This window comes from Marinobacter sp. NFXS11 (genome assembly GCF_040148675.1).
In the GTDB taxonomy this organism is placed as follows: domain Bacteria; phylum Pseudomonadota; class Gammaproteobacteria; order Pseudomonadales; family Oleiphilaceae; genus Marinobacter.
This window is the reverse complement of sequence record NZ_JAGDDV010000004.1, coordinates 100111-124558: the sequence shown is the minus strand read 5'-3', so window position 1 is coordinate 124558 and position 24448 is coordinate 100111. Positions and strand designations below refer to the sequence as shown.

The window sequence follows — 24448 nt, the reverse complement described above, 5'->3', positions numbered from 1 at the left end:
GGAGCGTTTCATGCTCACCCTCTACCCGGAAATCAAGCCCAATGCCCAGCATCGCATAGCCGTTGATCCAACCCATGAACTCTACGTTGAGGAAAGCGGGAACCCGGACGGGGTACCGGTTCTGGTAGTCCACGGCGGCCCAGGTGGCGGCTGTGAAGACTACCATCGGCGCTTTTTCGACGCTGAGAGATTCCGGATCATTCTGATGGATCAGCGCGGCGCCGGGAGGTCCAGCCCCCTGGCGGAGCTTGAAGGCAACAGCACGGGCAAGCTGGTTGAAGACATGGAAGTGGTGCGTTCGTTTCTCGGTATCGACAAGTGGCTTCTGTTTGGTGGCAGTTGGGGATCGACTCTCAGCCTGGTATACGCCCAGGCCCATCCGGAAAGGGTGTCGGGACTGGTTCTTCGTGGGATTTTTCTCTGTCGGCCGCGGGATATTCACTGGTTTTATCAGGAGGGGGCGAGCCGGGTGTTCCCGGATTACTGGTCTGACTTCGAGGCGCAGATTCCGGAAGCTGAACGGGCTAACATGGTTTCGGCCTACTATCGCAAGCTGACCAGTTCCAACGAGCTGGAGCAGATCCAGGCGGCCAAGGCCTGGTCGGTCTGGGAGGGCAGGTGTGCGACGCTGCACCCGAACCCCAGGGTGGTTGAGCACTTTGGTCATCCCCATGTGGCCATCGCCCTGGCCCGCATTGAATGCCACTATTTCATGAATTCGGCCTTTCTCGAGCCGGACCAGATCCTCCGCGATGCAGGCCGCCTGGCGGACATCCCGGGGATTATTATTCACGGACGGTACGATATGGTCTGCCCGTTGGATAATGCCCTGGCGCTCAGTGAAGCCTGGCCCGAGGCAGAGTTCCAGATTATTCGGGATGCGGGTCACTCCGCTTCCGAGCCCGCCATTGTCGATGCCCTGATTCGGGGTGTTGAGTCGGTTGTGGCGAAAACTGATAAAAGTGCCGGTTGAATCCCGTTTTCAGGGTTGCGGCCCGTAACCGCCATGGATACACTCTTGCTCGATCTTAATGTTTGCCTGTTCAATCGTCCCCAAGGCAGTTGATGAAAGGATTGATCCAGCGAGTGTCGCAAGCCAGTGTTGCCGTGGACGGTGAGCAGATAGCCTCGATTGGCCCTGGCGTTCTGTTGTTGCTGGGCGTTGAAAAGGAAGATGGAGAGCGCGAGGCAAGGGAACTCTGCCGAAAAATCCTCACTTACCGTGTGTTTCCCGATGACGCAGGCCGAATGAATCGCAGCCTGCTAGATATCGGTGGTTCCTTCCTTGTTGTTCCACAGTTTACGTTGGCGGCAGATACGTCGTCAGGGACCAGGCCAGGGTTTTCGCTTGCTGCTGAACCGGATCTTGCCATAAAGCTGTACCAATCGTTTCTGACGGATGCGCGATCACAGTTAGGGCCGGACAAGGTGGGTGAGGGCAAGTTTGGCGCAGACATGAAGGTTGGTCTGATCAATGACGGACCTGTCACGTTCCTGCTTGAGAGCAGAAACAAGAGTGCGTAAGTACTTGCACTAGTATTGTGCGAAGGCCGCCATGCGGGCCTTTAATGGTGCAGAATTAGGGTGGAAGTCTTTTGCGGGTTTGAACGCGGATATCCTAACATTCTGTTTATAAAGCGTTAATGTGAATCTGGCCTCGGATTTGAAATGTAACTGTAACGCAGCTCATGAGTGCGAATTAGCATAAATACTTGCTTTTCTGCTGCCAAAAGAGCTAAAAATGCACCGCAGTTAATTTGCAAAATGAGAATTATTGTATTAAAACAGTTTCATCATTCAGAGCTTTAAGAAAGTTCTGTAAGTGTTTGAGCTGTATAGATCTGGAATTCTCCGGATTTATTCGAAAAAGAAGAAAAGTTACTTCTCTGTCATCAAACTGACATGGAGGTAATGCAGAATCGGCCTCATCCAGCCTGACTGGTGAAGCCTTACAAAATCGGGATAAGAACCCGTCGCTAAAACCTGAGTTAACTCAAAAAGGAAGACGCAACATGAAAAAAACGCTCATCGCATCTGCTATTGCAGCCGCCACCTTCTCTGGCAGTGTTTTCGCACAGTCTGAAATGTCAGCTTCCGAACTGGCCGCCAAGATGGATTCCATGCCGTCTGTATACGGTAACATCCAGTACGTTCTGACCCACACAAACGTTGATGGCGCCGGCTCTACTGTTGAGCACGCTGATAACGGCTCTACCCTGGGCGTGAAGCACGACCATGAAATTGCACCGGGCATCACCGGCTTCTTCAAGCTTGAGCTCGAAGGCATCAACGCCGATGATAAATCAAGCAGCAACGGCATCGACGCCCTGGACGAAGCGTACATCGGTGTTAAGGGCGACAGCTTTGGTCAGGTTTGGGTTGGTTCTGACGACTCCGTATACGAGAGCGCCATCGTTAAGATCGGTAACTTCCACGAAGTTGGCTCCGACATCTTTGGTAACTACTCCACTGGTGAAGGCGATCTGGTCCAGTACATGTCCCCGTCTTTCGGCGGTCTGACTGTTGCTGCCGCTGTTCAGGTTAACGGCGACAACGACACCAAGGGTGGTGCAGACAAGTCCTATCCTTACCAGTTGGTTGCGACTTACGCTGTAGACGCTCTTGAAGTGTCTTTTGGTATGGACTCTAACGACGGCGGCGCTGCAGCCGACAACAACGAAAACAGCTACGGTCTGACTGCAACCTACAGCGCTGGCGACTTCAGCGTTATCGGTGAATACCAGACTCGTAAAGATGTGAACGACATCGTTGGCGTGATGGGTGTTTACACCATGGGCGCTAACCAGTTCGCTCTGTCTTATCAGATGCTGGACGACGATGCTTCTGGCGACAAGAAAGACACCGTTATCCTGCAGGCTCTGCACAACGTGTCTGACCACATGTATGTTTACTTCGAAGGCTACCTGTCTGGTGCCGACGCAGCTAACGAGTACAGCCTGGAAGGCGCGTCTGGCGACGAGCAGTCCATCGCAGCTCTCGGTGCTGTTTACTACTTCTGATCAGCCAATCGGCTAATCCTGTAGTATGAAAACCGGCGACCCCTGGGTCGCCGGTTTTTGCATTTATGAATTGCGAAAAACAGGTCCGTTGAAATGGCTACCGAACTGGAAATCAAACTCAGTGTTTCGGACGAGACACAGTCGCGAGCAGTGGAATGGTTATCAGCTCGCTCTGAAGTGCAGCCCGGCAAGACCAAATCCTTGGTCAATCGCTATTTTGACACGCCCAATGCCGACCTGAATCAGGCCAGAGCTGCCCTTAGGGTCCGCAAAGCCGGCAATGATTACATCCAGACCCTGAAAACCCGTGGCGAGTTCGTTGATGGTGCTCACCGTCGAGAAGAATGGGAGTGGCCGGTTTCCGGTCCGGGGCTGGATTTGTCATTATTGAAAGAGACCCCGCTGAAGTCTGAGCTGGACCTGAGCAGTCTTCATGTGGCATTCGAGACCAATTTTCAGCGCCAGGAGCTGTGGCTGGAAGATGGCGAGACTTTGATTGAGGTGGCCGTCGATTCCGGCACTGTTGCCGGCAATGATGCGAGCTGGCCGCTGCACGAAGTGGAGTTTGAGTTAAAGAAAGGAGACGGCTCAAGGCTGGTGGCGTGGGCACTCGAGCTGGCCCGGGAAGTGCCGGTTTTCCTGAACCTGGTGAGCAAGGCCGAGCAGGGATATTTTCTTGCTGGTCTTTACCGCCCTGAGTTGCCCAATGGCAATGACCCGCTGACGGTCGCAGCCTTTCTCAAGGCGTTGGGAGCCTGCTGGCTGCTGGATAGGCCGTTTCCTGTGGACCAGTATGATTTGGCGCCTGTAGCGAAAGCAGCCGGTGGCGCGGGGTGCGATGCGATCTGGAAGCATGTGATTGGACAGTTGGCAGAGGGGTGCTCTGTCCGTCAGCTCGCCGCGGGCTCGACAGAGCTCGGCGTTCTCCAGTTGCGGCTGGCCACTGCCGAGCACTAACGATTGGGTCGCAAAGTCCGGCGGCCTTTAACTGGTTGAGTTGTTCTTTGCCGGCTCCTCCGCTTCGCCGGTTTCCCTGGCAGCGGCATGAGCACGCCACTGCTTCAGGAAAACCCGGTACCGCTCCAGCGCTTCCTCAACCACAGAGACCTCTGGCGTTTCGGCGGATTTGACCAGCACGATCAATCCCTTGCCTTCAATTTCCTCGTTGGTTGGCGGGTGGCAGATGACTTCATTGTCGTTGTCAATGTAGGCGAGCGCCGTTCCGATGCCATGTCTGACCAGGGCGCTCACTATGTCGGCCCAGTTGAGGTCGTCCAGCTTCAGGTTATAGCGATGGGGATGATCATGTTCGTAGTTGAACAGATCTTCCAGCACTTTCTCTGAGCCGGGTGCTACAACCGAGCGCACCATTATTTCCGGGTAAGTCCGGACCGGACGGATAGTTGTGCGTACGCCGAGGGCCTTGAAGCGTCCCCTGTTTTCGTCGTTGACACACTCGACGATTGTGTGGTTTCCGAGATTCAGCTCGGTAAGCCGATGTGCGATATCGAAGGTAAGGCTGTCGGAAGAGGCATCGGCCTCATCGGCCGCAAGCACGATGATATGACGCGCACTGCCGGCGTGAACGGCTTTCAGTGCTTCAGGATCAAAGCCTGCACCGTGGTAGTGCACAACTCCGATGTCGGAAAGTTCGGTGGGCAGCCCCATCGGGAACTGGCGAGTCAGGATCATGATGGGAATTGTCTCGTAGCCCGGAATAGCGCGAATCTGGGAGGCGAATCTCATGAAATACTGGTCGCCGCCATGTTGAGGGGTGTTAATGATGATGATGTGGTCATTCATTTTATAGATCCACCTTCCTGACAAAATGCGTTCCCGGCGGTAGAACCGGTACTCGATATAGTCGCTGACGATCAGTGTCAGCAAGGTAATTGAAGTGATAAACATCAGCACGATCGTGCTGAATCGCCCGATCATGGTCTGGGGCGCGTAATCGCCGTAGCCAACGGTCACAAGCGTAGTCATGGTCAACCACGCGGCCTCGAACAATGACAGGTCCTCGACTGCCCAGATGATCAGGACCTGGACTGACAGCAGCACGCCCAGTATTGCAAATAGGCGCTTCATCCGGTTTCGAATCAGTCCACCCATCGGTAGGTGGGTTTCCTGATGCTCCGGATTCAGTGGGCGGCGGTTTCTTTGCATCCGTGTCGGCGGCCTGTTCAGTTGCGGGTAAGTTCGTTATACAGTACCGGAAATATAACAGAGAGACAGGGGTTTGCATTATGTCCGAGCCATGGCACAGCCTTCCGAAACCGCTGGCGGATGATGTCGCCGGGTGCTGGGAATCCGTGTTCCCAGAAGGGGTTCCGGCCTGGTTGACCTCATCGGAGGGTATGGATGACACCGCGGTGGCTACGGCGATCTCCCGCAGCCTGTTCCTCCGCCAGACTCTGGAACGCCATGCCGGTCAGGTAGAGGCATTGATGGCCTCTCGTTCGCTGTCGGAGCCAACCACTCCGGACTATCTGGAAAGTCGTTGGCAGGAGTATCTCTCCGAAGTTGATGGTGAACCTGGCTTGCATTCAGCCCTCAGACAATTCCGCATGGAGACCCAGTTCCGGATTATATGGCGGGATCTGATGCGATGGGCGGACCTCACCGAGACCATGGCGGCGACGAGTGCATTTGCCGACATTTGTATTGATGGGGCGCTCGGCTGGCTATATCAAGACGCCTGCGAGCAATACGGTGCGCCTCGAGGGGCTGACCCGGTAACCGGCCAGGAAACCGACCAGAAAATGGTGGTTCTGGGTATGGGTAAGCTGGGTGGTCGGGAGCTGAACGTCTCCTCGGACATTGATCTTATCTTTGCCTTTCCGGGCAAGGGGGAAACCGTTGGCGGGCGGCGCTCGCTGGATAATCAGCAGTTCTTCGTTCGCCTGGGCCAGCGTTTGATTCAGGCGCTGGACCAGATTACGGCAGACGGTTTTGTGTTCCGGGTGGACATGCGTCTCCGGCCTTATGGCCAGAGTGGCGCGCTGGCGCTGAGTTTTGCTGCTTTGGAAACCTACTATCAGGACCAGGGGCGGGATTGGGAGCGGTACGCCATGGTCAAGGCCCGGGTGGTGGCGGGTGATCAAAGGGCGGGCCAGGTGCTCATGGAGACGCTGCGCCCCTTCGTGTACCGCAAGTACATCGATTTCAGCGCGTTCGAGTCCCTGCGCAGCATGAAAGCCATGATTGGCCGGGAGGTGCGCAGAAAGGGGCTCGAAAACAACATCAAGCTGGGTAGCGGCGGTATCCGCGAGATCGAGTTTGTGGTTCAGGCATTCCAGCTCATTCGCGGTGGCCGGGACAGGGAGCTCCAGCAGCGAGAGTTGCTGGTCATCCTGAAAGAGCTGGAAGAGCTCGAACTGTTGCCGTCGCCGGTGGTTGGTGAGCTTCGTGACGCCTATGTGTTTCTGAGAAACCTGGAGCATGCGCTCCAGGGTATGGAAGACAAGCAAACCCAGTTGCTGCCGGAAGATGAGCTGTCCCGGGCACGGGTCGCCACAATCATGGAATTCGAGAATTGGCAGGCCTGTGAGCAGTGCCTCAGAGAGCACCGGGAGCGCGTCGCCACGCATTTTTCCAACATTATCACCACGGAAGATGATGAAGATGAGGGGCAGGGGGCCCCCGAAGAAGGGTGGTTCGAGCTCTGGCTTTCCGAAATGGAAGAGGCGGCCGCTGCCGACTGGCTCAAATCACGGGGCTATGAAGACCCCGGTGCTACGTTGGCGGAGCTGGCTGAACTTCGTGAAAACAGGACTGTTCAGAATCTACAGACCCAGGGGCGCCGGCGACTCAATCAGTTCATGCCCATGCTGCTTGAGGCGCTCACCCAGGTTGATAACCCTTCTGAGACCCTGTCCAGAGTGTTGCAGCTGGTGGAAGCCATACTGCGTCGCACGGCCTACATGGTGTTGCTGCTGGAAAACCCGGGCGCCTGTACCCAACTGGTGCGGTTGTGCAGTGAGAGCCCCTGGATTGCCCGGCAGCTGGCGGACACACCGCTCCTGCTGGATGAGCTGTTGAACGCCGAGAGCCTTTACAGCCCGCCCGCGAAAGCAGAGTTGCAGGATGATTTGCGCCAGCAGATGCTTCGGATTCCGTTTGAGGATCTGGAAGAGCAGATGGAGGCACTGCGGCATTTCAAGAAAGCCCATATCCTGCGGGTTGCGGCGTCCGAACTGAAAGGCACATTGCCGTTGATGAAGGTCAGTGACTATCTGACCTGGATCGCCGAGGTGGTTCTGGATCATGTGGTGGACGTAGCCTTCGCCAACCTGGTCAGCCGCCACGGCTATCCGCGCCGGGAAGATGGCTCCGCCTGTGAAACCGATTTTGCCATCATTGGCTATGGCAAGCTGGGCGGGATCGAACTGGGCTATACCTCCGATCTTGATCTGGTGTTTGTGCACAAAGCTGATCCGGAGCTGGCCACCGACGGTGAAAAGCCCATCGACAATGCGGTTTTTTACACGCGGCTCGGCCAAAGGATCGTCCACATCCTCAACACCCAGACACCCTCAGGGCAGCTTTACGAGGTCGATATGCGCTTGAGGCCGTCCGGTAACTCCGGGCTGCTGGTCAGTACTCTGCAGGCCTTCGAGAAATATCAGCGCGAGGACGCCTGGACCTGGGAGCATCAGGCGCTGGCCCGTGCCCGTGGCGTCGCCGGATGCACGGAGACCCTTGAAGCTTTTGAGACCATACGCCACGACATTCTTTGTCAGCCCCGTGACTGTGAAAAGCTCCGGAACGAGGTGATCGAAATGCGGGAGAAGATGCGCGCCAGCCTGGCCACGCCGGAAAGCCGGCAGGACGAGGTGTTTCATATCAAGCATGATACCGGTGGCATCGTTGATATCGAGTTCATGGTCCAGTACCTGATGCTGGCCTGGTCCGCTGAGCATCCGGAGCTGACCCAGTGGTCCGACAATATTCGCCAGATGGAAGAGCTGGGGCGCGCCGGCGTGATGGCGGTGGAAGATGCCGAAAAACTCAGGGAAACTTTCATCGCCCTTCGCTCCACCATCCACCGTCGGGCGCTTCAGAACCTCAATAGCCAGGTGGACGGTGATGCCTTCACTGAGGAGCGTGACTACATCCGCGCCATGTGGAAAAAAGTGATGATTGAGGCCTGAGGCAAATTCAATTCCGGCAGATTTTCCTGCTAGAATGCCGGTTCCCCCAAAAAGCGCTTTTTTAGGAGCAATGAAGAATGTCGATGGCTGATCGCGATGGCGTTATCTGGATGGATGGTGAAATGGTTCCCTGGCGGGATGCCAAGACCCACGTCCTGACTCACACCCTGCATTACGGCCTGGGCTGTTTTGAAGGTGTGCGGGCCTACAACACCGCGAATGGCCCGGCCATCTTCCGCCTGAAAGAGCACACGGATCGTCTTTTCCGTTCCGCCCACATCCTGAACATGAAGATGCCGTTCAGCAAGGACGAGATCAACGAGGCCCAGCGTGCAGCGGTACGGGAAAACAATCTTGACGAAGCCTACCTGCGCCCAATGGCGTTTCTCGGTTCCGAGGGTATGGGGCTCAGGGCTGATAACCTCAAGGTGCACGTAATGGTTGCCGCCTGGAGCTGGCCTTCCTACATGTCACCGGAAGCGAAGGAGATGGGGATCAAGGTGCGCACGTCCTCCTACACGCGCCACCACGTCAATATCACCATGTGCAAGGCCAAGGCGAACGGCAACTACATCAACTCGATGCTGGCCCTGAACGAGGCCATTTCCGGTGGTGCCGAAGAAGCCCTGCTGCTGGACAATGAAGGTTACGTTGCCGAAGGCTCCGGAGAAAACATTTTCATCATGCGTGATGGTGTGCTGCATACGCCTGAGCTCACCTCCTGCCTGGAAGGTATTACCCGTGCCACGATCATGGATTTTGCGCGTGAGCTCAACATTCCGATCAAGGAGCGCCGGATTACCCGCGATGAGGTCTACATCGCCGACGAAGCCTTCTTCACAGGCACAGCGGCCGAGGTGCTCCCGATCCGGGAACTGGATGGCCGTGTGATCGGTGCCGGCAAGCGTGGCCCGGTGACAGAGAAGCTTCAGGCTATGTACTTTGATGCAGTCAAGGGCAAGCTGGCTGAGCACAGCGGTTGGCTGACGCACGTTAAAGGCTGATTCCAGAATAGTCGCAAGCCGCCGTTTGCTGTTTCAGCCCGGCGGCTTTGTTGTTTAACACACCCTGTTTACTGGCGGGACGAGCAAATGGCAGACGTTATCAAGGTACCGGTATCTTTTGGCGAGGTGCTGGACAAAATCACCATTCTCGAAATCAAGTCCGAGCGCATCAAGGATGAAGCGAAGGTCAAGAACGTTCGGCTTGAGCTGGACGAACTGAGTGCCACCTGGGACGAGGCGGTAAAGGACAAGGCTGCTGAAATTGCCGATCTTCGCAAGCAACTGAAAGCCGTAAACGAAGAGCTGTGGGTGATTGAAGACGATATTCGGGATCAGGAAGCCGCTCAGGACTTCGGCCCGAGATTTATTGAGCTGGCACGCGCTGTATACGTTACCAATGACAAGCGCGCCGCCATCAAAAAAGAGATCAACCTGGCCCTGGGGTCGCGTTTCGTGGAAGAGAAGTCCTACCAGGACTACACTGCCCGAAAGTGATCGATACCGTATTCACGGGTAGGTTGGACTGGTACCGGTAGGTCGGATTAGCAAAGCGTAATCCGACAAAGTTCTCAAACGGCGTCAAGTCACTCAGGCGCCGTTGCCGTTTCCAGGGCCGGATGAGCTGCAACCCACCGGTCCAGCATCTCTGTTGCATCCGTCACCGTAATCAGCTCCATCGCCCCCTCGAACTCTGCTTTCGCCCCCCACCGGGCCTGTTCCACCGTTTTGCCGGTAAACTGCTCCAGGGCTTCCGGATACCGGTTCACACACCAGTCCAGAGAATTATAGGGCCCTGACCGGTAGGGATTGCTTGCGGCAAACAACCCAAGGACATCGGTGCCCACCGCACTCGCGATATGGGCCGGCCCGGTATCGGGCGCTACCACGAGGTCGGCATGGGTCATTAACGCGGTCAGTTGCTTCAGGGTGTCCTTGCCGCAGATGTTGTGGGCTTTTTCCTTCATTGCGGCTTCGATGGCGGCGCAGTACCCGGCCTCGAATGGGGCGGGGCTGCCCACCAGAATCACCTTCATACCGTGCTTCTGAACCGCGTGATCAGCCAGCTGTGAGTAACGCTCAGCCGGCCAGTTACGCAGGGTGTGGCTGGCACACGGACTTATCACAAGGTTCTTGCGGTCATTAGCCAGTTGCTCGCGCGCAAACTCATGGTCTGAGTCGCTCAACGGAATCTGCCAGCGCGGCGGCGCGGCCTTGAGGTCCAAAGGTTCGAGGAAGCTGGCAAGGCAGTCTCGCACGTGCTGTTTCGGTGCCGGTTTGATCCGGTGGTTGATAAACAGGCTGTGAAGATCCTTGCTGCGGGCCTTGTCATAGCCAATCCTGACTCTGGCCGGAATGCAGGCAGCGGCGAGGTTGGCTCGGAAAGCCACCTGCATGTGAAGCAGCGCGTCAAACTTGCGCCCCGTCATTTGTCTGCGAAGATCTGCGTAGCCTTTGCGACCGGCCTTTTTGTCGAAAACAATGAATTCAACGCCGGGCAGGTCACCAACCAGCTTGGCTTCGATCTTGCCGATAACCCAGGTGATCTTCACGCCGGGGAGCTGCTCCTGGAGGCTTAGCACGACAGGTATTACGTGAGTCACGTCGCCGATGGCGGACAGGCGAAGAATGCAGATGGAGTTCATCAGATATTGATCCGGTTCAGGTTGTGGCCTGGTGCTGTGGAGCTTTGTCGGCAATCATTGGTAAACTGGCCGCCATTCTAACTTACTCGCGCGTGTCCGTCCCGGCGTGAGTGGGTAGGGCGTGCCTTCTTTCAATTTCGGTGACCGGGGACCCAGCATGGTGGAGTCTGATATCTGTATCCGGGAAAGGGCTTCGGCAATGCTGATTCACCCGGATTACGAGGGCAGGGTTACCGAGGACTGGTTCCATTCCGCCTCTTGGGGCAACCAAGCCCGCCCGGTAAGCAGCGGGGGCCGCGGCGGCGCCTGGTTTTTGCAGGCCGACGAGGACAGATTGGTGCTTCGCGAATATCGCCGCGGCGGTTTGATGGCGAAATTTGCGCGATACGCCTATGCCTTCACCGGCGAGGATCATGTGCGGTCCTTTGCAGAATTCCGGTTACTCAACAAACTGGTTAGCCAAGGGCTTCCCGTACCCTGTCCTGTTGCGGCCTGGTATCGGAAACTGTCGCCAATTCAGTATCGGGCTGCCATCATCATTGAACGGTTGGAGAACACCACGCCCCTGGCTGACCTTATCTCCGAGCTGGATAATGAGGCGTGGACGTCCATTGGAGAAACCATTCGTCGATTTCACGACGCCGGCGTCATGCATGCGGACCTGAACTGCTTCAATGTACTGGTCCGGGGCAACGAATACTTTCTGATTGATTTCGACAAGAGCAGGTTGATGACTGGTAGTGCCCCGGCGCGCTGGAAAGAGGCCAATCTTGATCGCTTCTCGCGGTCGCTGGTAAAGGTGGCCGGAGAAGACGCACGGGCAAAAGCCTGGAGTTATTTCATGAACGGATACAACAGGGGAATGGCCACTTGACCAATCCACAACAGGGCGGATCGCTTCCGTCGATACTTTGTCTTACGGATGCCTGTGATCGTCCGGAGACTGAACTCTTTATCGGGCTCAGAAAGGCCGGGTTCGACGTCGACGTCATGTGTAACCCCAAGGGCCGGAACTATCAGCGTCTTGTCGACGAGGGCATGGTTGCCTGCCCCATGGCCTTGAAGAACCGCTTTGACAAAGAGGGCACCGAGTCCATCCGCCAACAACTGGCAAAGAAAAACTACGAGGTCATTCATGCCTATAATCCCCGGGCCCTGGCCTGCGGATTACGGGCTTCCCGGGGCACTGATATCAAGATCGTCGCCTATCGTGGTGTGATCGGTAACATCAGTTTTCTCAATCCGGAATCCTGGATTACCTTCCTGCACCCTCGCGTCAGCAAGATTGTCTGTGTCGCCGATGCCATCAAGGATTACCTGGCCAGCCTCCGGTTTTTGTGGATGCACATTCCTGAACGGAAGCTTCAGAGAATCTACAAAGGGCACGACCTGGACTGGTATCAATCGCCCAAGGCCGACCTGACACAGTTTGGTGTCCCGGGAGATGCCTTCGTGGTGTGCTGCACCGGGAGAAATACCCCAAGAAAAGGCTTCGATGACCTGATTGAAGCGATCGATAAGCTGCCTGAGGATGTAGATATACATTTGCTGCTGGTGGGAGACGTTATTGATAACGAAGAGATTCAGGCGCAGGCCGCTGCCACCTCTCACCCCGAACGGATTCACTTTACAGGTTACCGCAACGACGCGCCGGCCATAGCGGCGGCCAGTGATGTGTTTGTGCTGCCCTCGAAGGAAAGGGAAGGACTGCCTCGTGCGGTTATCGAGGCGATGGTCTACGGAGTGACGCCGGTAGTGACCAGTGTTGGCGGTATGCCGGAGCTGGTGGAAGATGGCGTCAGCGGTATTGTGGTTGAACCGAAAAATGCTCCCGGGCTTTCAGCGGCTATTGGGCGGCTTTACCGGGATCGTGAACTGGCGGCCTCTCTTGGGCAGGCTGCGAGGCAAAGGATAGCCCGGCATTTTCACACCTCACAGACCGTCACTGAGACGGGTGAGCTATACAAATCGCTGACGGGCAGGGCTTGAATGCGCCGGTACCTGTTTTTTGTAAACCAACCCTATTCCTATTCAATACTGCGACCGCTGCAGGAAGAGATACGGCGCCGGGGCGACGAGGCTGCCTGGTTCGTCGCCGGGTGCTCAACGGCCCCACTTCAGCCCGATGAGCGCCGTCTCGTTTCCGTAAAAGAGGTCATGGACTACAACGCGGATGCGACCTTCGTTCCCGGTGATTGGGTGCCCTACTTTTTTCCCGGAATCAAGGTTGAGGTATTCCATGGCATGGCGCGCAACAAACGGGGTCATAGCAGCGAAGATGAAAGTGACCATTATCGAATTCGAGGATGGTTTGATCTTTACTGTACGCATGCCCTCAAAGACACGGAAAAGTTCCGTGAACTGGCCGAGCGATACCAGCATTTCGGGGTTGCTCACACAGGCTGGCCGAAGCTCGATCCATTGCTGTCGCGGAATCAAATCGGCAAGAGAAACCGCCTGGAAAATGAGTTGCCGGTTGTTTTTTACGCTTCAACTTTCAGTCGGTCCGTTACGTCAGCTCCGGATCTGGTGGAGAAGATCGGCGAGCTCTCCAGAAGTGGTCGCTGGAAGTTCATTGTAACGCTTCATCCGAAGATGGATCCGGCGGTTGTTGATCAGTATCGCAATCTGAGCGGCGAGAACCTTCGCTTTGTAGAGAGCGATGAGGATCTGTTGCCCCTGCTTCCTGAGGCGGATGTGATGCTTTGCGATACCTCGTCCATCATGTTTGAGTTCATGTTCCTGGATCGCCCGGTGGTTACGTTCAGAACCAAAATGCCGGGGCCTTATCTGATCGATGTCCAGGAAGCGGCGAACGTTGAGACAGCGCTGGAAGAGGCGGTGCAGTATCCCGATCCGCTGATGAAAGAAACGCGAGCTCTTTGCGACCAGTTGCACAGTTTCCGGGATGGTCGTTCCAGCAAGCGGGTTCTTGATGCGGTTGAGGATTTCCTGATCAACAAGCGTAGCCAACTCAAGCCAAAGCCGATAAATCTGTTACGCAAGCTGAAAGTCCGGCGCCGGTTGCGGAAGGAACTTGCACGCATGGCACCTGAAAGCTCAGGATAGACCAAGCGAAGATCCCGACCAGGAAACGAATGATTTGATTAGCGCCGCAAGTCCAATCAATGTCTTTGTTGCGAGCACGCCCCTGCAACTGATCAGTTGCTCCGAGGCTCGTTACCACTATGGCTGCAGCTCCGAAAAAACACTGCTCATCATTGCTCGACCTGATAACCGCGAGACCGAGGGACAAATGGCTTTCCTGGCCGAGGCGCTGGGCTGGCAGGGCATCGAAACCATCTATCTTAAAAAGAGTTCCTTTTACCTTCGTCTGGGATCAGTCGCCAGGAGTCTCTCAAAGCGCACTATTGAGAGGTTGTTTATCGGAAACAAATCCAGCTGGATTCACGAAGTGTTTTATCGGGGATTCGACAGCGAACAGCTGATTTTCGTGGATGACGGCCTGGCAACAGTAACCTATTACCACGCCATTCACGACGAGGGCATCGCCTCCCGGATTTCACCGGCCAAGAAGCGACTTTTGCGAACCATGGGGATCAGGATTCATCGTGTTGTTCCGGATGTGATTGCATTTTTCACCTTCTTTCCGTTACCGAGCTCCGAGCTCGTCCAGGTGCTTGTTCATGATTTCCCGGTGTTTCGCAGCACCTTTAAAACCTCTGCCCGTGATGATACTCAGGCGGCTATGGTCGGGTTCCTTGGCCAGCCCTTTGGTGGTGAGGATCGGCTTCAGCAATTGAAACTGCAAATTCAGCACGTGGTGGAACGTCATCCGGATAGCCGCGTGGTGTACTTTATGCACCGAAAGGAAAGCAGGGAAGAATTGGAGGCGTTGCTTGCAGAATTTCCGCTCGAGATACGGCAGGCCGGTCGTCCGATCGAGGTCGAAGTGGCTCTGTCCGGGGAAATCTATCTCGCCTTCTACAGCTTTGCTTCAACCGCTCTGTTTACCCTGAAAAAGATATTCCCGGAAATCCGGGTGTTCCAGATTGATGATGCCGCTCTGGGCGCCCGGCTCCCTTACTACGACGAAATAAGGCGTATGTTCAGGAGCGTCGGCGTGGAAACGACGCTCCTTCGAGGGTCACGACTTTTTAAAGCGGGCCGGTCTGTCCAGAGTCCATAGACCGGCATACTTGTTGAACGTCACCTGTGCGTACGTCACAGCGGTAAGATAGCCCACTGCGCCGTCCAGAAACCCGAACCGAATAAAGTACACCTGCACGAACGTCATCAGGCCCCGCAGGGTGGGGTAGATCATGGTGCGGGTCTTCTTGCCTTTGCGATGTTTTTCCAGAGAGCCAAGCCAGGCGTACTTCGCGCTTTTCTCCAGCGAGTGTCCGAAATCCCTGTGCGTATAGTGCGTCAGGCGACCTTTGAGGGTTTTGGTCTTGCGTCCGGACGGAATCAGTATCCGCTCGTGTACGAGGGCGTCCGAAAAGCTAACGCCCTCGCGACGGAACAGCCGGAGCGGGGCTCGGCCGCTGCGGCCGAAATCCAGGCGGCTGCCATAAATCGTTACGGCCCAGGGAAGCTTGTAGGCGTCCGCGTCAGGATCTGCCAGGTGGTCATTGATCTCCCTTGCCAGCTCCGGTGTGACACGCTCATCGGCATCCAGTGACAGCACCCACTCTCCTGTCGCTTTCTCGAGAGCTCGCTGTTTCTGGATGCCAAAGCCAGGCCAGTCTGTGACTTCGACAACATCCGCCAGCTCTCTGGCCAGTTCCACCGTTCTGTCAGTACTGCCGCTATCCAGAACGATAATTTCGTCGGCAACCAGCCTTGCGGACTTCAGGCAGTCGGTGATGTGGTCTTCTTCGTTTTTCGTGATGATGGTCGCTGACACCTTGCGGGCCCTGTTTCGAACATAGGACGCACTCAACTCTGTAAACATGGCCGAGGCGATAGAGCTAACAGCCAGCAGGTAGAAGGTGAGGAACAAAGTCCGATTGAAAGTGGCTTCGGTCAGGCCAAAGAAAAAGTAGCCAAGGGAGACCATAAAGCCAGCCGCCGCAAGGTGCGCCGTGGCTGCGTGGCGGCTGGACAGGTTTCTGGCAAAGATGGCCAGCGGAATGAAAATAAGCAGGGCCCAGCTGAGAATGCCGGGAATACCGCTGGTTGCGGCATTGTTCAGCAGATCGTTATGGGCATGCCCCGTGCAACAGTCCAGGAAGTGCTTTGGCAGATTGCCAGCTGCAACTTCCGATTCTATGCGGTGGGTATAGCCACCAAGGCCAGCGCCCGACCAGGGGCTTTCTCTGAGCATGTTCAGCGCCTGCCCCCAGACTTCCAGGCGAATTTCCATGCCGGAGTCCAGTTGGCCATCATGCAGCAATCCATTGAGAGAGTTGGACATGCGGTCGCTGGTGATAATCGCGCCGGCGACGAGCATTGGCACAACAATCAATCCGGCAATTCGAAGTCTTTTACTGAGTAGTGGTGTCAGTGCAACCAGAAGGAATGGCAGAGCTACCAGATTGCTGCGGGTTTCCGACAGCATGGAAATGAGAACGGCCGCCGTTCCACCGATAAAAAACAGGACCGCCAGCCCCCCCCGTTTGTCCCGGACAAAAAACATGGCAGCGACGATCGTCAACATGCCCCCCAGGAGGGCGAGATTGCCAAAGCTGATAGGGTTGATTCCACCCCCAAAACGGGAATTCAAGACCTGACCAAGCGCGCCCTGGCGGGCCGCAATGGTCACCAGGAAAATCCCGATGACAGACACGGCCATCAGTCCGATGGCGGCGAAAGTCGTGCGGGCGCCAATCCTTGCATAGCTGATGGCAACAATCAGGGGCCAGAACAGGATGAACCGGGCGTGCGTGCCAAGGGTTTTTCCACCCTCATAATCAAACCCTTCAAGGGCCCAGGACAGAAAACTCACCAGCACGAAGAACCAGAAGGAAAAGTGAAGCAGCCTGAGCTCTTTGGGTTTGTCCCAGCCGTCCTTATACAAAGATTTGCGGGCACTGAGCACCATTCCGGCAATCGCAAGCAAGAGAGTCGCGCCGGCCAGTATGCTTGAGGACAGGAGCGCGCCGCCGAGCCCGATGATCAGCAGCGCATGAAAGGCGAGTCTGGGGTTCAACATACTCGGTCCGGATTATAGGGGTTGATTTCGCCGGGCGGCCGATGGCGCATACGCTTGTACTCCCACTGATACTGCTCGGGGATCTCTCGCACGCATTGCTCAATCGCGTGATTCATGGCACTGGTCGCGGCAACAGGATCCTTGTCACCGAGGCCCGGGCCGGTCTCGCGTACAACTATCCGGAACCCGGAAGCGTCGGGCAGGCGCTCGGCATAAGTAATCAGCACGTTGGCGCCGGTGCGCTGAATCAGCTTGGATACGAGAGTCATGGTTTTCACTTCCATGCCGAAGAAAGGCGCAAAGGCGTTGCCCTTGCCTCGGGGCGACTGGTCCGGCAGGATTCCGGCAACGCCGCCTTCCCTTAGAATCGAGGCGAGCCGGGCCAGGCCGCGTCGGTCGCCCCGGACCAGCTCCGAGCCAAGCCGCCCGCGTACCTTGATCATGTAGTCCTCGAATTCCGGCATATTCGGCGGACTATAGAGCGCCGCCATTTTGTAGCGTGAGGAAAAGAACAACCCGGCCAGCTCCCAGTTCCCGAGGTGCGGCGCCAGGAGAATCAGACCTTTGTCGCCGGCCATTGCCTTGTCGATAAGATCCAGACCTTCGGTTTCCCGGATCAGGCCAAGGCATTTCTCCACCGGCCACTCCCACATCAGGGGCACCTCGAGCATGGTCATGCCGGTCTGGGCAAGGGATCTCTTCGACATGACCGCGCGTTCGGTGTCTGAAAGCTCGGGGAGGCAAATGGACAGGTTAATGTCGGTTACCTGGCGAGACTTGGTGGGCAATCGCCATACCAGATAACCGACGAAACGACCCACCCTCTGGGCACCGGCAAGGGATAGCCAGCCGGCAATCCTGAGCAGCCCGGCGATCATGAAATACTTGAGCTTGCTCATTTCCGGCCGTACCGATCCTCGTAACGAACAATGTCGTCTTCACCCAGGTAAGAGCCGGACTGAACTTCGATCAGTTCCAGGTCGATGACTCCCGGATTCTCCAACGAGTGCACCTGACCAACCGGAATGTAGGTGGACTGGTTCTCGGTGACCAGGTAGGTTTTCTCGCCGTTGGTGACCCGGGCGGTGCCGCTTACCACGATCCAGTGCTCGGCTCGATGGTGATGCATCTGCACGGAGAGCTTGGCGCCGGGCTTTACCGTGATGCGTTTGACCTGATAGCGGGCGCCGTTGTCGATGGAATCGTAAACACCCCAGGGCCGGTAGACTTCCCGATGGTTCATGTGTTCGTGGCGGCCATCGGTTTTGATCCGTTCCACTACAGTTTTGACGTCCTGAACACTGTCTTTATGGGCAACCAGCAGGGCATCCTTGGTTTCGATAACCACCAGATTGTCCACGCCAACGGTAGCCACCAGCCGGCTATCGGCACGGATCAGGGTGTTGGCGGTGTTATGGGTAATCACGTCGCCAGTCAGGCTGTTGCCCTCCGCGTCCTTGTCACTGACTTCCCAGAGCGCGGACCAAGAGCCGATATCGCTCCAGCCGGCATCCAGAGAAACCACGGCGGCTTTATCGGTTTTCTCCATGACGGCGTAGTCCACCGAGTCCGACGGGCATTCGGCGAAGCGTTCGGCGTTGATTCGCGTGAAGTGAAGGTCATCGGCGGTATCTGCGATGGCAGCACGGCAGGCGGCCAGGATATCCGGGCGATGGGTTTCGAGTTCCTCGAGGTATTGGCGGGCACCAAACAGGAACATCCCGCTGTTCCAGAGGTATTCGCCGGAATCCAGATAGCCATTGGCAGTCGCCTGGTCCGGCTTTTCGACAAACTTGTCCACCAGGTAACTGTCAGGGCCCAGCTCGGTGCCACGATGAATGTAGCCGTAACCGGTTTCAGGATGGTTCGGGACAATGCCGAAGGTGACCAGTTTCCCTTCCCGCGCCAGCGGAATGGCTTTCTTCACCCCTTCCTGAAAGGCGGTGACGTCCTTGATCAGGTGGTCGGCTGCCAGCACCAGCATCAGGGGATCATCGGCACCGCTTTCTGCAGCCTCGGTCAGCTGCAGCGCTGCCAAGGCAATCGCCGGCGCCGTATTCCGGCCACAGGGCTCCAGAATGATCCGCGTATCCTCGTGGCCGGATTGCCGCATTTGTTCCGCAGCCAGGAACCGGTGTTCCTCGTTGCAGATCAGAAGAGGGTTCGCTGCGTCCATGCCCTCAAGCCGCGCAACGGTGGCCTGCAACATCGACAGGGGGCCGTTGGTCAGTTTCAGGAACTGTTTCGGATTCAGCTGGCGAGACATGGGCCAAAGGCGTGAGCCGGTACCGCCAGCCATAATGACGGGGTGAATCATCTGTACACTCCGGGCTTGAGTTAAAGAATGCCAAGAAAAACATCAAAATCAGGCGCGCCATCTTATCATAAGGCAACCATGATATTGTTTGACCAGTCCGTAAACCGATTGCCCGATACCAGGAATTTTGATGAAGCTACCGTTATCCGTTTATTACATCACCCAGGACGAAGAACTGCGATTGCCGGAATCCCTTGCAAAGGTTTCCGGCTGGGTTGATGAGATTATCGTAGTCGATTCCGGAAGTATTGACCGAACCCGTGACATTGTAGAAGCGGCGGGCGCCCGTTTTGTTCATAACGACTGGCAGGGGTTTGCCTGCCAGAAAGCCTTTGCTGCAAGCCTTTGTCGTAATGACTGGGTGCTGGATCTGGATGCCGATGAGGTGCTGTCGGACGAGCTTGTGGCCAACATCCAGGACCTGTTTTCAAAGCCGGTCGCCCCGGACATCGCGGGATTCCGTATGCGCTGGGTGCTGTCCCAGCCGGATCCCCGGCATCCGTTCCGCCATGATAAATCGAAGAAGATCCTCAGGCTCTACAATCGCAACAAGGCAGTGATTGAGCCCGAAAAAGACAGCAACAATGACCGGCCGCAGGTGAAGACTGGCCGGGTTCTGGATTTAAAGGGCGATGTATTGCACCGCACTCTGATTTCTCTGGAACAGATGGAGCGCAAGTACTGCCAGTTGTCGACGGAGCAGGCCCGCTTTATCGCCGCAAAGGGACGGCGAATTTCCAGTCCCCGCCTGTTTGCCGAGTTTCCCCTGAAGTTCCTGAAATATTACCTGCTGCACCGCCAGATCCTTAACGGTTGGTTTGGCCTGAGCGTTGCCATTACCGCAGCCAACAGGAATTTCATGCGCCTGGCAAAGGCCCGGGAGATGCAGATGCTATCCGAGCTCGAGAGGGAAAATACACCGTAGCTCTCAGCCGAATACAGCGGACATCAAGTGCCTCGTCGCTCGCCCGTTGCCCTCAGGTATAGCGCTTCCGTTTGCTCCGCCATGGCATTGATCGTAAGAGTTTTACGGGCAAATGCCATGGCGGTCTGCTGGCTTTGTTTCAGTGTCTCCAGATCAGCGAGCGCTCGAGCTATCAGTTCGGCAAGGTCACGGTCCTTGTGTCCCGCGCTAAGAGATGGCGTTGGAAGGAGATCCCGTGGGCCCGATACCGGAGTGGAGACCACGGGGCAATCACTGAGAAGGGACTCCGCCAGTACATAGGGAAAACCTTCCCGTTCGGAGCTGATCACCGTCAATTCGGCCCTGTCGTAGATGGGCGCCAGATTCTCCCGGAACCCTGCGAGGGTTACCGAGGTTTCCAGTTTCAACTGGCGAATCAACTGCTCGAGCTGTGATCGCTGGCTACCCTCGCCAAAAATGGTCAGATGGCAGCGAATTATCGAGTCGCCGAGCATGGCCCAGGCTCTGATCAGCGCATCGAAACCTTTGACGGATTCGAGTCGTCCCACGGCGATTACATTGGTGACCCCTGACGGTAGCTCCGGACCGTCGTCTGTTGTCATTCGTTGGCTCCTGGACGCCACACCGTTGTAGATAAGGTGTTTCCGGGGGTGTCGCAGAGTAGCCAGAATCCTGGGGCTTACGGCAATGATCTCGTCGAGGCGATCAAAGGCCTTGTGGCTGGACTTGGTGCCGTGCACCGTGCCGACCCGCACTCGGGCAAGTTTTCCGGTTTTCGCCGCGAGTTGCGCAGCCTTGTTGCCCTGGGCGTGCAGAATATCAGGTGCTATTTCTCGAAGTCGCCGGCGGAGTGCCAGTTGGAGCCAGAGGTTCCGTCGCCCAAGTTGGACGGGCAGGGCATGAAAGTGGATGCCGGAATGAAATTTATCCCGGTAGTCTTTGTGAGCCACGACATGGACGCAATGCCCCCGCCCGGCCAGAGCGGCCGCCAGATCGGCGGTGTGTTTTTCCATGCCGCCCCAGGTGGTGCCGGGCGTGGCAATCAGAAGGGCGATCGTTAATCGGGGCGGTGAGGTCATGATCGGCCTGCGGCATTTTGTAGCACCGTCTCGTAAACGGCCAGGCTCGCTTCCGTTTGTGCCTCCAGGCGGAACCGGTAGGGGATCTCAATGGCCGGATGCCCGGCATCCAACATCCGGGAAACGGCCTGTGCGAACTCCTCAACGTTATCCGGCGCCACCAGGCCTTCCCGGAAGCACGCCTGCAGTGTTTCCGCCGCCCCGCCACGATTATAGGCCACGACCGGTGTTCCCGAAGCCAGGGCTTCGGTCACTGTCCGGCCAAAGGGCTCGGGTTTGGTGCTCATGTGACAGACCACGTCGGAGAGCAGGTACAGGTTGGTCATGTCATTGCGCTGGCCCAGGAAGCTGACCTTTTCGGTTAGGTCCAGGCGAGACCGCTCCTTCTCCAGTTCATCCAGGAAATGCTCTTTGCCGGGCTCCGCACCACCCACAATCATACCGTGGCAATCGGGCCGCTCCCGCACCAGTTTCGCCATCATGGCCAGGAAATCCAATTGGCCTTTCCAGCGGGAAATCCGCCCCGGCATCATAATGATTTTCTTGCCGGCAAGCTGTGGATACTGACGGAACCAGCGGTCCAGCCATTGCTGTGGAAGCTCCCGCTGATGAAAGGCATCCACATCCACGCCCCGCTGGATGACGGTCAGCTTCTCGTCGGGTACGTGGTAGTTGCTCATCACGTAATCCCGCACACACTGCGACACGGCAATGATGTGATCGGCGCGAGTCATGATGGCGCTGTAGGGAGTCACGGAATACATGCCGTGGAAGGTGGACACAACCGCCGGGCGCTCCCGTTTCGGGATGCTTTTCAGGGCCAGGAAGATAATCCAGGCGGGCATGCGTGAGCGGACATGAACGATGTCCGGCTTCAGTTCAAGAAGCAGTTTTCGCATCGGCAGGATTTGCCCGAAGGACGCTGGATTCTTCCGGTGAATCGGCATGAAAATATGCCTCGAACCCTGTCCCCGCAGTTGTTCCGCCATGGGGCCGCCCTTGGAGACGACAAAGGATTCGTGGCCGCGTTTAACGAGGTCCGCAGCGAACTCTACGGTCCCCCTTTCCACACCGCCGCTGTAAAGCGCCGGAAGTGCCTGAAGAATTCTCAAGGTTTGGTCCCCTTGTGCAGGCGTTGATTGGTTTTCTGGCTCTTTGGCAGGAGTCCTCGCTCCAGCACCCAGCGGGCCGCACGATTGGCCTCCCAGAGAGTCTTTTCATGGTCGGCTCTGCCAGCCATGACGCTGGCATGGTCTGTCCACTTGGCAACATAGCCGTCCCGGACCAGCCGTTCCACACCATCCACGACCCGGCTGCCGGTTCTGGCCGGCAGTTCGAACAGGCCGGTTGGCACCCCGGAGGTTGCGGCCTCACAGACCATGGACATGCTGTCCGGCGTCACCCAGACGGCTCTTGAGGCCGAGAGTTGGTGGCTTAGCCAGTCTTCGTGGGTCTGCCCGGGGTGGACGACGGTAATTCTCAGCCCGGCCATCTCTTCGAGGCGTTCCTGAAGGGGTTCCGGTGTTCGCCTGGAGGTGCTGATGGTCCAGCGCCAGTCGGGGTAATGGCCGATCAGATGCGATACCTGGCCCAGGACGACATCGTCGTCCCAGTCGTAGTGCGGGGAAGGCCCGCCGATGAGCAAGAGCGCTTCCCGTTTTTCGGTGATTCTGGCCAGGGGTGTAATGGTATTCAGAACCCCTTCCGTCAACAGCACTCGCTGGCTGGCCTGTACACGATCATGGGCCGGGATCAGCGCGCCGCTGACCAGAGACAGCGGGAACGCGGGCTTCATGATGACAAGTGTTCGGGTTCCACGAAGCTTGCGCAGGGCAAGCAGCAATCGGTGCGTGCCAGACCCGGCCGCAATGACCAGATCAGGGCGAGGCAGTGACGCCTCCATTCGTGGCGGTGCGCCCAGCAGTGCTCGCCACAGCGGAATTTTCATGGTGGAGGCGTCGACCCAGTAGGTGCTTGCGCCGGTCAGGACGCGAAGGCGGTTACCGAGCCCCTTCAGTTGGTTCCTGTGGCCAGGCTTGCTGTCTGTCAGAAGCCACACCACCGGTGTGGATGCATCCTGCGTTCTGGGCTCTGGTTTGGCCATGGTGTTCCGGCATGCACTGCCGGCCTCCGTATTGCCAGGGTTCTGCGTTACCGGCGTTTGTAGAAGCCGGGGTCATTCTCGTCCGGGCGGGTCTTGAATCGTCGATGCATCCAGAGATACTGATCCGGCGCTCGCCGCACCTCTCGCTCGATAGTCTGGTTGATCAGTGTTGCATCCTGAAGATCATCGCCGCTGGGAAAATCCTCGAGGGCCGGGTGGAAGTAAATGTCGTAACCCGGCCCATCGTCACGCCGGAAATGACTGAACGGAACCACCTTGCAGCCACTGCGTTCTGCAATCCGGGAGGTGGCGGTAATGGTGCCCGCCGGTATTCCGAAAAACGGTGCAAAGACAATATCCTTGCGACCGTAATCCTGGTCCGTGGCGTACCAGACTGCCCGGTTTTTCTTCAGGCTGCGGAACAGGCCTCGCAGGTCTCTGGCGCCGAGCACGGTGCCATAGCGGCGTTCCCGGGCCCTTGTCATGACTGCGTTCATCAACGGGTTGTTATGATCCCGCTGCATGACATCGGCTTCAATGAACTCGGTTACCAGGCTCCCGCCCAGATCCAGGGTGCTGTAATGACCCCCCAGCAATAAGACGCCTTTGCCACCGGCCAGGGCATCCTCAAAATGCTCAAGGCCGTGGACTCTGGTGATGCCCCTCAGTTTGGCCGGGTTACGAAACCAGGCAATACCAAGCTCCAGCAAGCCAATCCCATTGGCAATGAACGCTTTCCGAACCAGAGCCGATTGCTGAACACTGGTGAGCTCCGGGAAGCAAAGCCTGATGTTCACTTCCGCGATGTCCCGACGACTTCGGGCAAGGCGGAAGGCCAGCAGGCCTGCCAGTTTGCCCAGCCACCATTGAACGCGTATCGGCAGCCGGGACACACACCACATCAGGAAAATGCCCAGCCAGGTAGGCCACCAGCGCGGATGGCGGTATGCCGAGTAGTCTGTGTTTCGCGGTAATTTGCGATATTTCTTTTTCACGTAATGCAGGTCCTGCGAGGTCTTGGTCGATTGATTCTGGCACCGTGGCACTGGCGATCAATCGGAGGCAAATCAATAGGTTTTGCGCTA

The 24448-nt window shown here is 56.9% G+C and carries 21 protein-coding genes; 12 read left to right on the top strand and 9 right to left on the bottom strand.

Annotated features, from left to right (window positions below):
- Nucleotides 1-10 precede the first annotated feature (10 nt).
- From pip to J3362_RS19235, 4 genes are all read left to right on the top strand, one after another.
- Complete coding sequence (gene pip / locus J3362_RS19250; RefSeq protein WP_349521826.1) at nt 11-973, top strand: prolyl aminopeptidase; 963 nt, start codon at nt 11-13, stop codon at nt 971-973.
- A gap of 92 nt (nt 974-1065) precedes the next feature.
- On the top strand, nt 1066-1524 hold the full coding sequence (dtd, locus tag J3362_RS19245; RefSeq protein ID WP_349521825.1) for a D-aminoacyl-tRNA deacylase: 459 nt from the start codon (nt 1066-1068) through the stop codon (nt 1522-1524).
- 488 nt (nt 1525-2012) lie between these two features.
- On the top strand, nt 2013-3020 hold the full coding sequence (locus J3362_RS19240) for a porin (protein ID WP_014575993.1): 1008 nt from the start codon (nt 2013-2015) through the stop codon (nt 3018-3020).
- A 93-nt stretch (nt 3021-3113) separates the two neighbouring features.
- A complete protein-coding gene (locus tag J3362_RS19235) occupies nt 3114-3977 on the top strand; it encodes a CYTH domain-containing protein (protein ID WP_349521824.1) in 864 nt (287 codons plus the stop codon).
- 27 nt (nt 3978-4004) lie between these two features.
- Here J3362_RS19235 and J3362_RS19230 read toward each other — a convergent pair whose 3' ends face one another.
- Nucleotides 4005-5186, bottom strand: a complete 1182-nt coding sequence (locus J3362_RS19230; RefSeq protein WP_349521823.1) for an ion channel — start codon at nt 5184-5186, stop codon at nt 4005-4007.
- An 80-nt stretch (nt 5187-5266) separates the two neighbouring features.
- Between J3362_RS19230 and glnE the strand changes: the two genes are divergently transcribed.
- The 3 genes from glnE to J3362_RS19215 all read left to right on the top strand — a co-directional run bounded on the left by glnE (nt 5267) and on the right by J3362_RS19215 (nt 9672).
- Nucleotides 5267-8173, top strand: a complete 2907-nt coding sequence (gene glnE / locus J3362_RS19225; RefSeq protein WP_349521822.1) for a bifunctional [glutamate--ammonia ligase]-adenylyl-L-tyrosine phosphorylase/[glutamate--ammonia-ligase] adenylyltransferase — start codon at nt 5267-5269, stop codon at nt 8171-8173.
- Nucleotides 8174-8250: 77 nt separating this feature from the next.
- Nucleotides 8251-9177 carry a branched-chain amino acid transaminase gene (locus J3362_RS19220; protein WP_008170880.1) on the top strand — a complete coding sequence of 309 codons (927 nt, stop codon included), beginning with the start codon at nt 8251-8253 and terminating at the stop codon, nt 9175-9177.
- 87 nt (nt 9178-9264) lie between these two features.
- Complete coding sequence (locus J3362_RS19215; RefSeq protein WP_349521821.1) at nt 9265-9672, top strand: DUF6165 family protein; 408 nt, start codon at nt 9265-9267, stop codon at nt 9670-9672.
- An 89-nt stretch (nt 9673-9761) separates the two neighbouring features.
- Here the strand turns inward: J3362_RS19215 and J3362_RS19210 are convergent, their stop codons facing one another.
- Nucleotides 9762-10820, bottom strand: coding sequence for a glycosyltransferase family 9 protein (locus J3362_RS19210; protein ID WP_349521820.1), 1059 nt, complete (start codon nt 10818-10820; stop codon nt 9762-9764).
- A gap of 157 nt (nt 10821-10977) precedes the next feature.
- Between J3362_RS19210 and J3362_RS19205 the strand changes: the two genes are divergently transcribed.
- From J3362_RS19205 to J3362_RS19190, 4 genes are read left to right on the top strand one after another with little or no spacing between them, the layout of a single operon-like run.
- On the top strand, nt 10978-11694 hold the full coding sequence (locus tag J3362_RS19205) for a 3-deoxy-D-manno-octulosonic acid kinase (protein WP_349521819.1): 717 nt from the start codon (nt 10978-10980) through the stop codon (nt 11692-11694).
- Nucleotides 11691-12809, top strand: coding sequence for a glycosyltransferase family 4 protein (locus J3362_RS19200; protein ID WP_349521818.1), 1119 nt, complete (start codon nt 11691-11693; stop codon nt 12807-12809). Before J3362_RS19205 ends, J3362_RS19200 begins: the two co-directional genes overlap by 4 nt.
- Nucleotides 12810-13889: a CDP-glycerol glycerophosphotransferase family protein gene (locus tag J3362_RS19195; RefSeq protein ID WP_349521817.1), complete on the top strand. Its 1080-nt coding sequence runs from the start codon at nt 12810-12812 to the stop codon at nt 13887-13889.
- A 34-nt stretch (nt 13890-13923) separates the two neighbouring features.
- Nucleotides 13924-14970: a polysialyltransferase family glycosyltransferase gene (locus J3362_RS19190; RefSeq protein ID WP_349521816.1), complete on the top strand. Its 1047-nt coding sequence runs from the start codon at nt 13924-13926 to the stop codon at nt 14968-14970.
- Here J3362_RS19190 and J3362_RS19185 read toward each other — a convergent pair.
- The 3 genes from J3362_RS19185 to J3362_RS19175 are packed head-to-tail and all read right to left on the bottom strand — an operon-like array spanning nt 14929 to nt 19255.
- Complete coding sequence (locus tag J3362_RS19185) at nt 14929-16938, bottom strand: glycosyltransferase (protein ID WP_349521815.1); 2010 nt, start codon at nt 16936-16938, stop codon at nt 14929-14931. The two genes, J3362_RS19190 and J3362_RS19185, sit on opposite strands and share 42 nt — an antisense overlap.
- The gene (locus tag J3362_RS19180; protein WP_349521814.1) at nt 16932-17837 is read right to left on the bottom strand and encodes a lysophospholipid acyltransferase family protein; all 906 of its coding nucleotides are present in this window, start codon (nt 17835-17837) and stop codon (nt 16932-16934) included. Before J3362_RS19180 ends, J3362_RS19185 begins: the two co-directional genes overlap by 7 nt.
- Nucleotides 17834-19255: a mannose-1-phosphate guanylyltransferase/mannose-6-phosphate isomerase gene (locus tag J3362_RS19175; RefSeq protein WP_349521813.1), complete on the bottom strand. Its 1422-nt coding sequence runs from the start codon at nt 19253-19255 to the stop codon at nt 17834-17836. Before J3362_RS19175 ends, J3362_RS19180 begins: the two co-directional genes overlap by 4 nt.
- Nucleotides 19256-19385: 130 nt before the next feature.
- On the opposite strand from J3362_RS19175, the gene J3362_RS19170 reads away from it, so the two are divergent.
- Nucleotides 19386-20180 (top strand): glycosyltransferase family 2 protein, encoded by a 795-nt coding sequence (locus J3362_RS19170; protein WP_349521812.1) that lies wholly within the window; start codon nt 19386-19388, stop codon nt 20178-20180.
- 23 nt (nt 20181-20203) lie between these two features.
- On the opposite strand, the gene J3362_RS19165 is transcribed toward J3362_RS19170, so the two are convergent.
- The 4 genes from J3362_RS19165 to lpxL are packed head-to-tail and all read right to left on the bottom strand — an operon-like array spanning nt 20204 to nt 24358.
- The gene (locus J3362_RS19165) at nt 20204-21259 is read right to left on the bottom strand and encodes a glycosyltransferase (RefSeq protein WP_349521811.1); all 1056 of its coding nucleotides are present in this window, start codon (nt 21257-21259) and stop codon (nt 20204-20206) included.
- Complete coding sequence (locus J3362_RS19160; protein ID WP_349521810.1) at nt 21256-22371, bottom strand: glycosyltransferase family 4 protein; 1116 nt, start codon at nt 22369-22371, stop codon at nt 21256-21258. Before J3362_RS19160 ends, J3362_RS19165 begins: the two co-directional genes overlap by 4 nt.
- The gene (locus tag J3362_RS19155) at nt 22368-23363 is read right to left on the bottom strand and encodes a mitochondrial fission ELM1 family protein (protein WP_062786554.1); all 996 of its coding nucleotides are present in this window, start codon (nt 23361-23363) and stop codon (nt 22368-22370) included. The genes J3362_RS19160 and J3362_RS19155 overlap by 4 nt, the downstream gene beginning before the upstream one ends.
- A gap of 47 nt (nt 23364-23410) precedes the next feature.
- Nucleotides 23411-24358 carry an LpxL/LpxP family Kdo(2)-lipid IV(A) lauroyl/palmitoleoyl acyltransferase gene (lpxL, locus tag J3362_RS19150; RefSeq protein WP_349521809.1) on the bottom strand — a complete coding sequence of 316 codons (948 nt, stop codon included), beginning with the start codon at nt 24356-24358 and terminating at the stop codon, nt 23411-23413.
- Nucleotides 24359-24448: the final 90 nt, after the last annotated feature.

Excerpts from the sequence above, each read along its gene's own strand:
- pip (WP_349521826.1), top strand. The coding sequence starts at position 11 with ATGCTCACCCTCTACCCGGAAATCAAGCCCAATGCCCAGCATCGCATA.
- dtd (WP_349521825.1), top strand. The coding sequence starts at position 1,066 with ATGAAAGGATTGATCCAGCGAGTGTCGCAAGCCAGTGTTGCCGTGGAC.
- J3362_RS19240 (WP_014575993.1), top strand. The coding sequence starts at position 2,013 with ATGAAAAAAACGCTCATCGCATCTGCTATTGCAGCCGCCACCTTCTCT.
- J3362_RS19235 (WP_349521824.1), top strand. The coding sequence starts at position 3,114 with ATGGCTACCGAACTGGAAATCAAACTCAGTGTTTCGGACGAGACACAG.
- J3362_RS19230 (WP_349521823.1), bottom strand. The coding sequence starts at position 5,186 with ATGCAAAGAAACCGCCGCCCACTGAATCCGGAGCATCAGGAAACCCAC.
- glnE (WP_349521822.1), top strand. The coding sequence starts at position 5,267 with ATGTCCGAGCCATGGCACAGCCTTCCGAAACCGCTGGCGGATGATGTC.
- J3362_RS19220 (WP_008170880.1), top strand. The coding sequence starts at position 8,251 with ATGTCGATGGCTGATCGCGATGGCGTTATCTGGATGGATGGTGAAATG.
- J3362_RS19215 (WP_349521821.1), top strand. The coding sequence starts at position 9,265 with ATGGCAGACGTTATCAAGGTACCGGTATCTTTTGGCGAGGTGCTGGAC.
- J3362_RS19210 (WP_349521820.1), bottom strand. The coding sequence starts at position 10,820 with ATGAACTCCATCTGCATTCTTCGCCTGTCCGCCATCGGCGACGTGACT.
- J3362_RS19205 (WP_349521819.1), top strand. The coding sequence starts at position 10,978 with ATGGTGGAGTCTGATATCTGTATCCGGGAAAGGGCTTCGGCAATGCTG.
- J3362_RS19195 (WP_349521817.1), top strand. The coding sequence starts at position 12,810 with ATGCGCCGGTACCTGTTTTTTGTAAACCAACCCTATTCCTATTCAATA.
- J3362_RS19185 (WP_349521815.1), bottom strand. The coding sequence starts at position 16,938 with ATGTTGAACCCCAGACTCGCCTTTCATGCGCTGCTGATCATCGGGCTC.
- J3362_RS19180 (WP_349521814.1), bottom strand. The coding sequence starts at position 17,837 with ATGAGCAAGCTCAAGTATTTCATGATCGCCGGGCTGCTCAGGATTGCC.
- J3362_RS19175 (WP_349521813.1), bottom strand. The coding sequence starts at position 19,255 with ATGATTCACCCCGTCATTATGGCTGGCGGTACCGGCTCACGCCTTTGG.
- J3362_RS19170 (WP_349521812.1), top strand. The coding sequence starts at position 19,386 with ATGAAGCTACCGTTATCCGTTTATTACATCACCCAGGACGAAGAACTG.
- J3362_RS19165 (WP_349521811.1), bottom strand. The coding sequence starts at position 21,259 with ATGACCTCACCGCCCCGATTAACGATCGCCCTTCTGATTGCCACGCCC.
- J3362_RS19155 (WP_062786554.1), bottom strand. The coding sequence starts at position 23,363 with ATGGCCAAACCAGAGCCCAGAACGCAGGATGCATCCACACCGGTGGTG.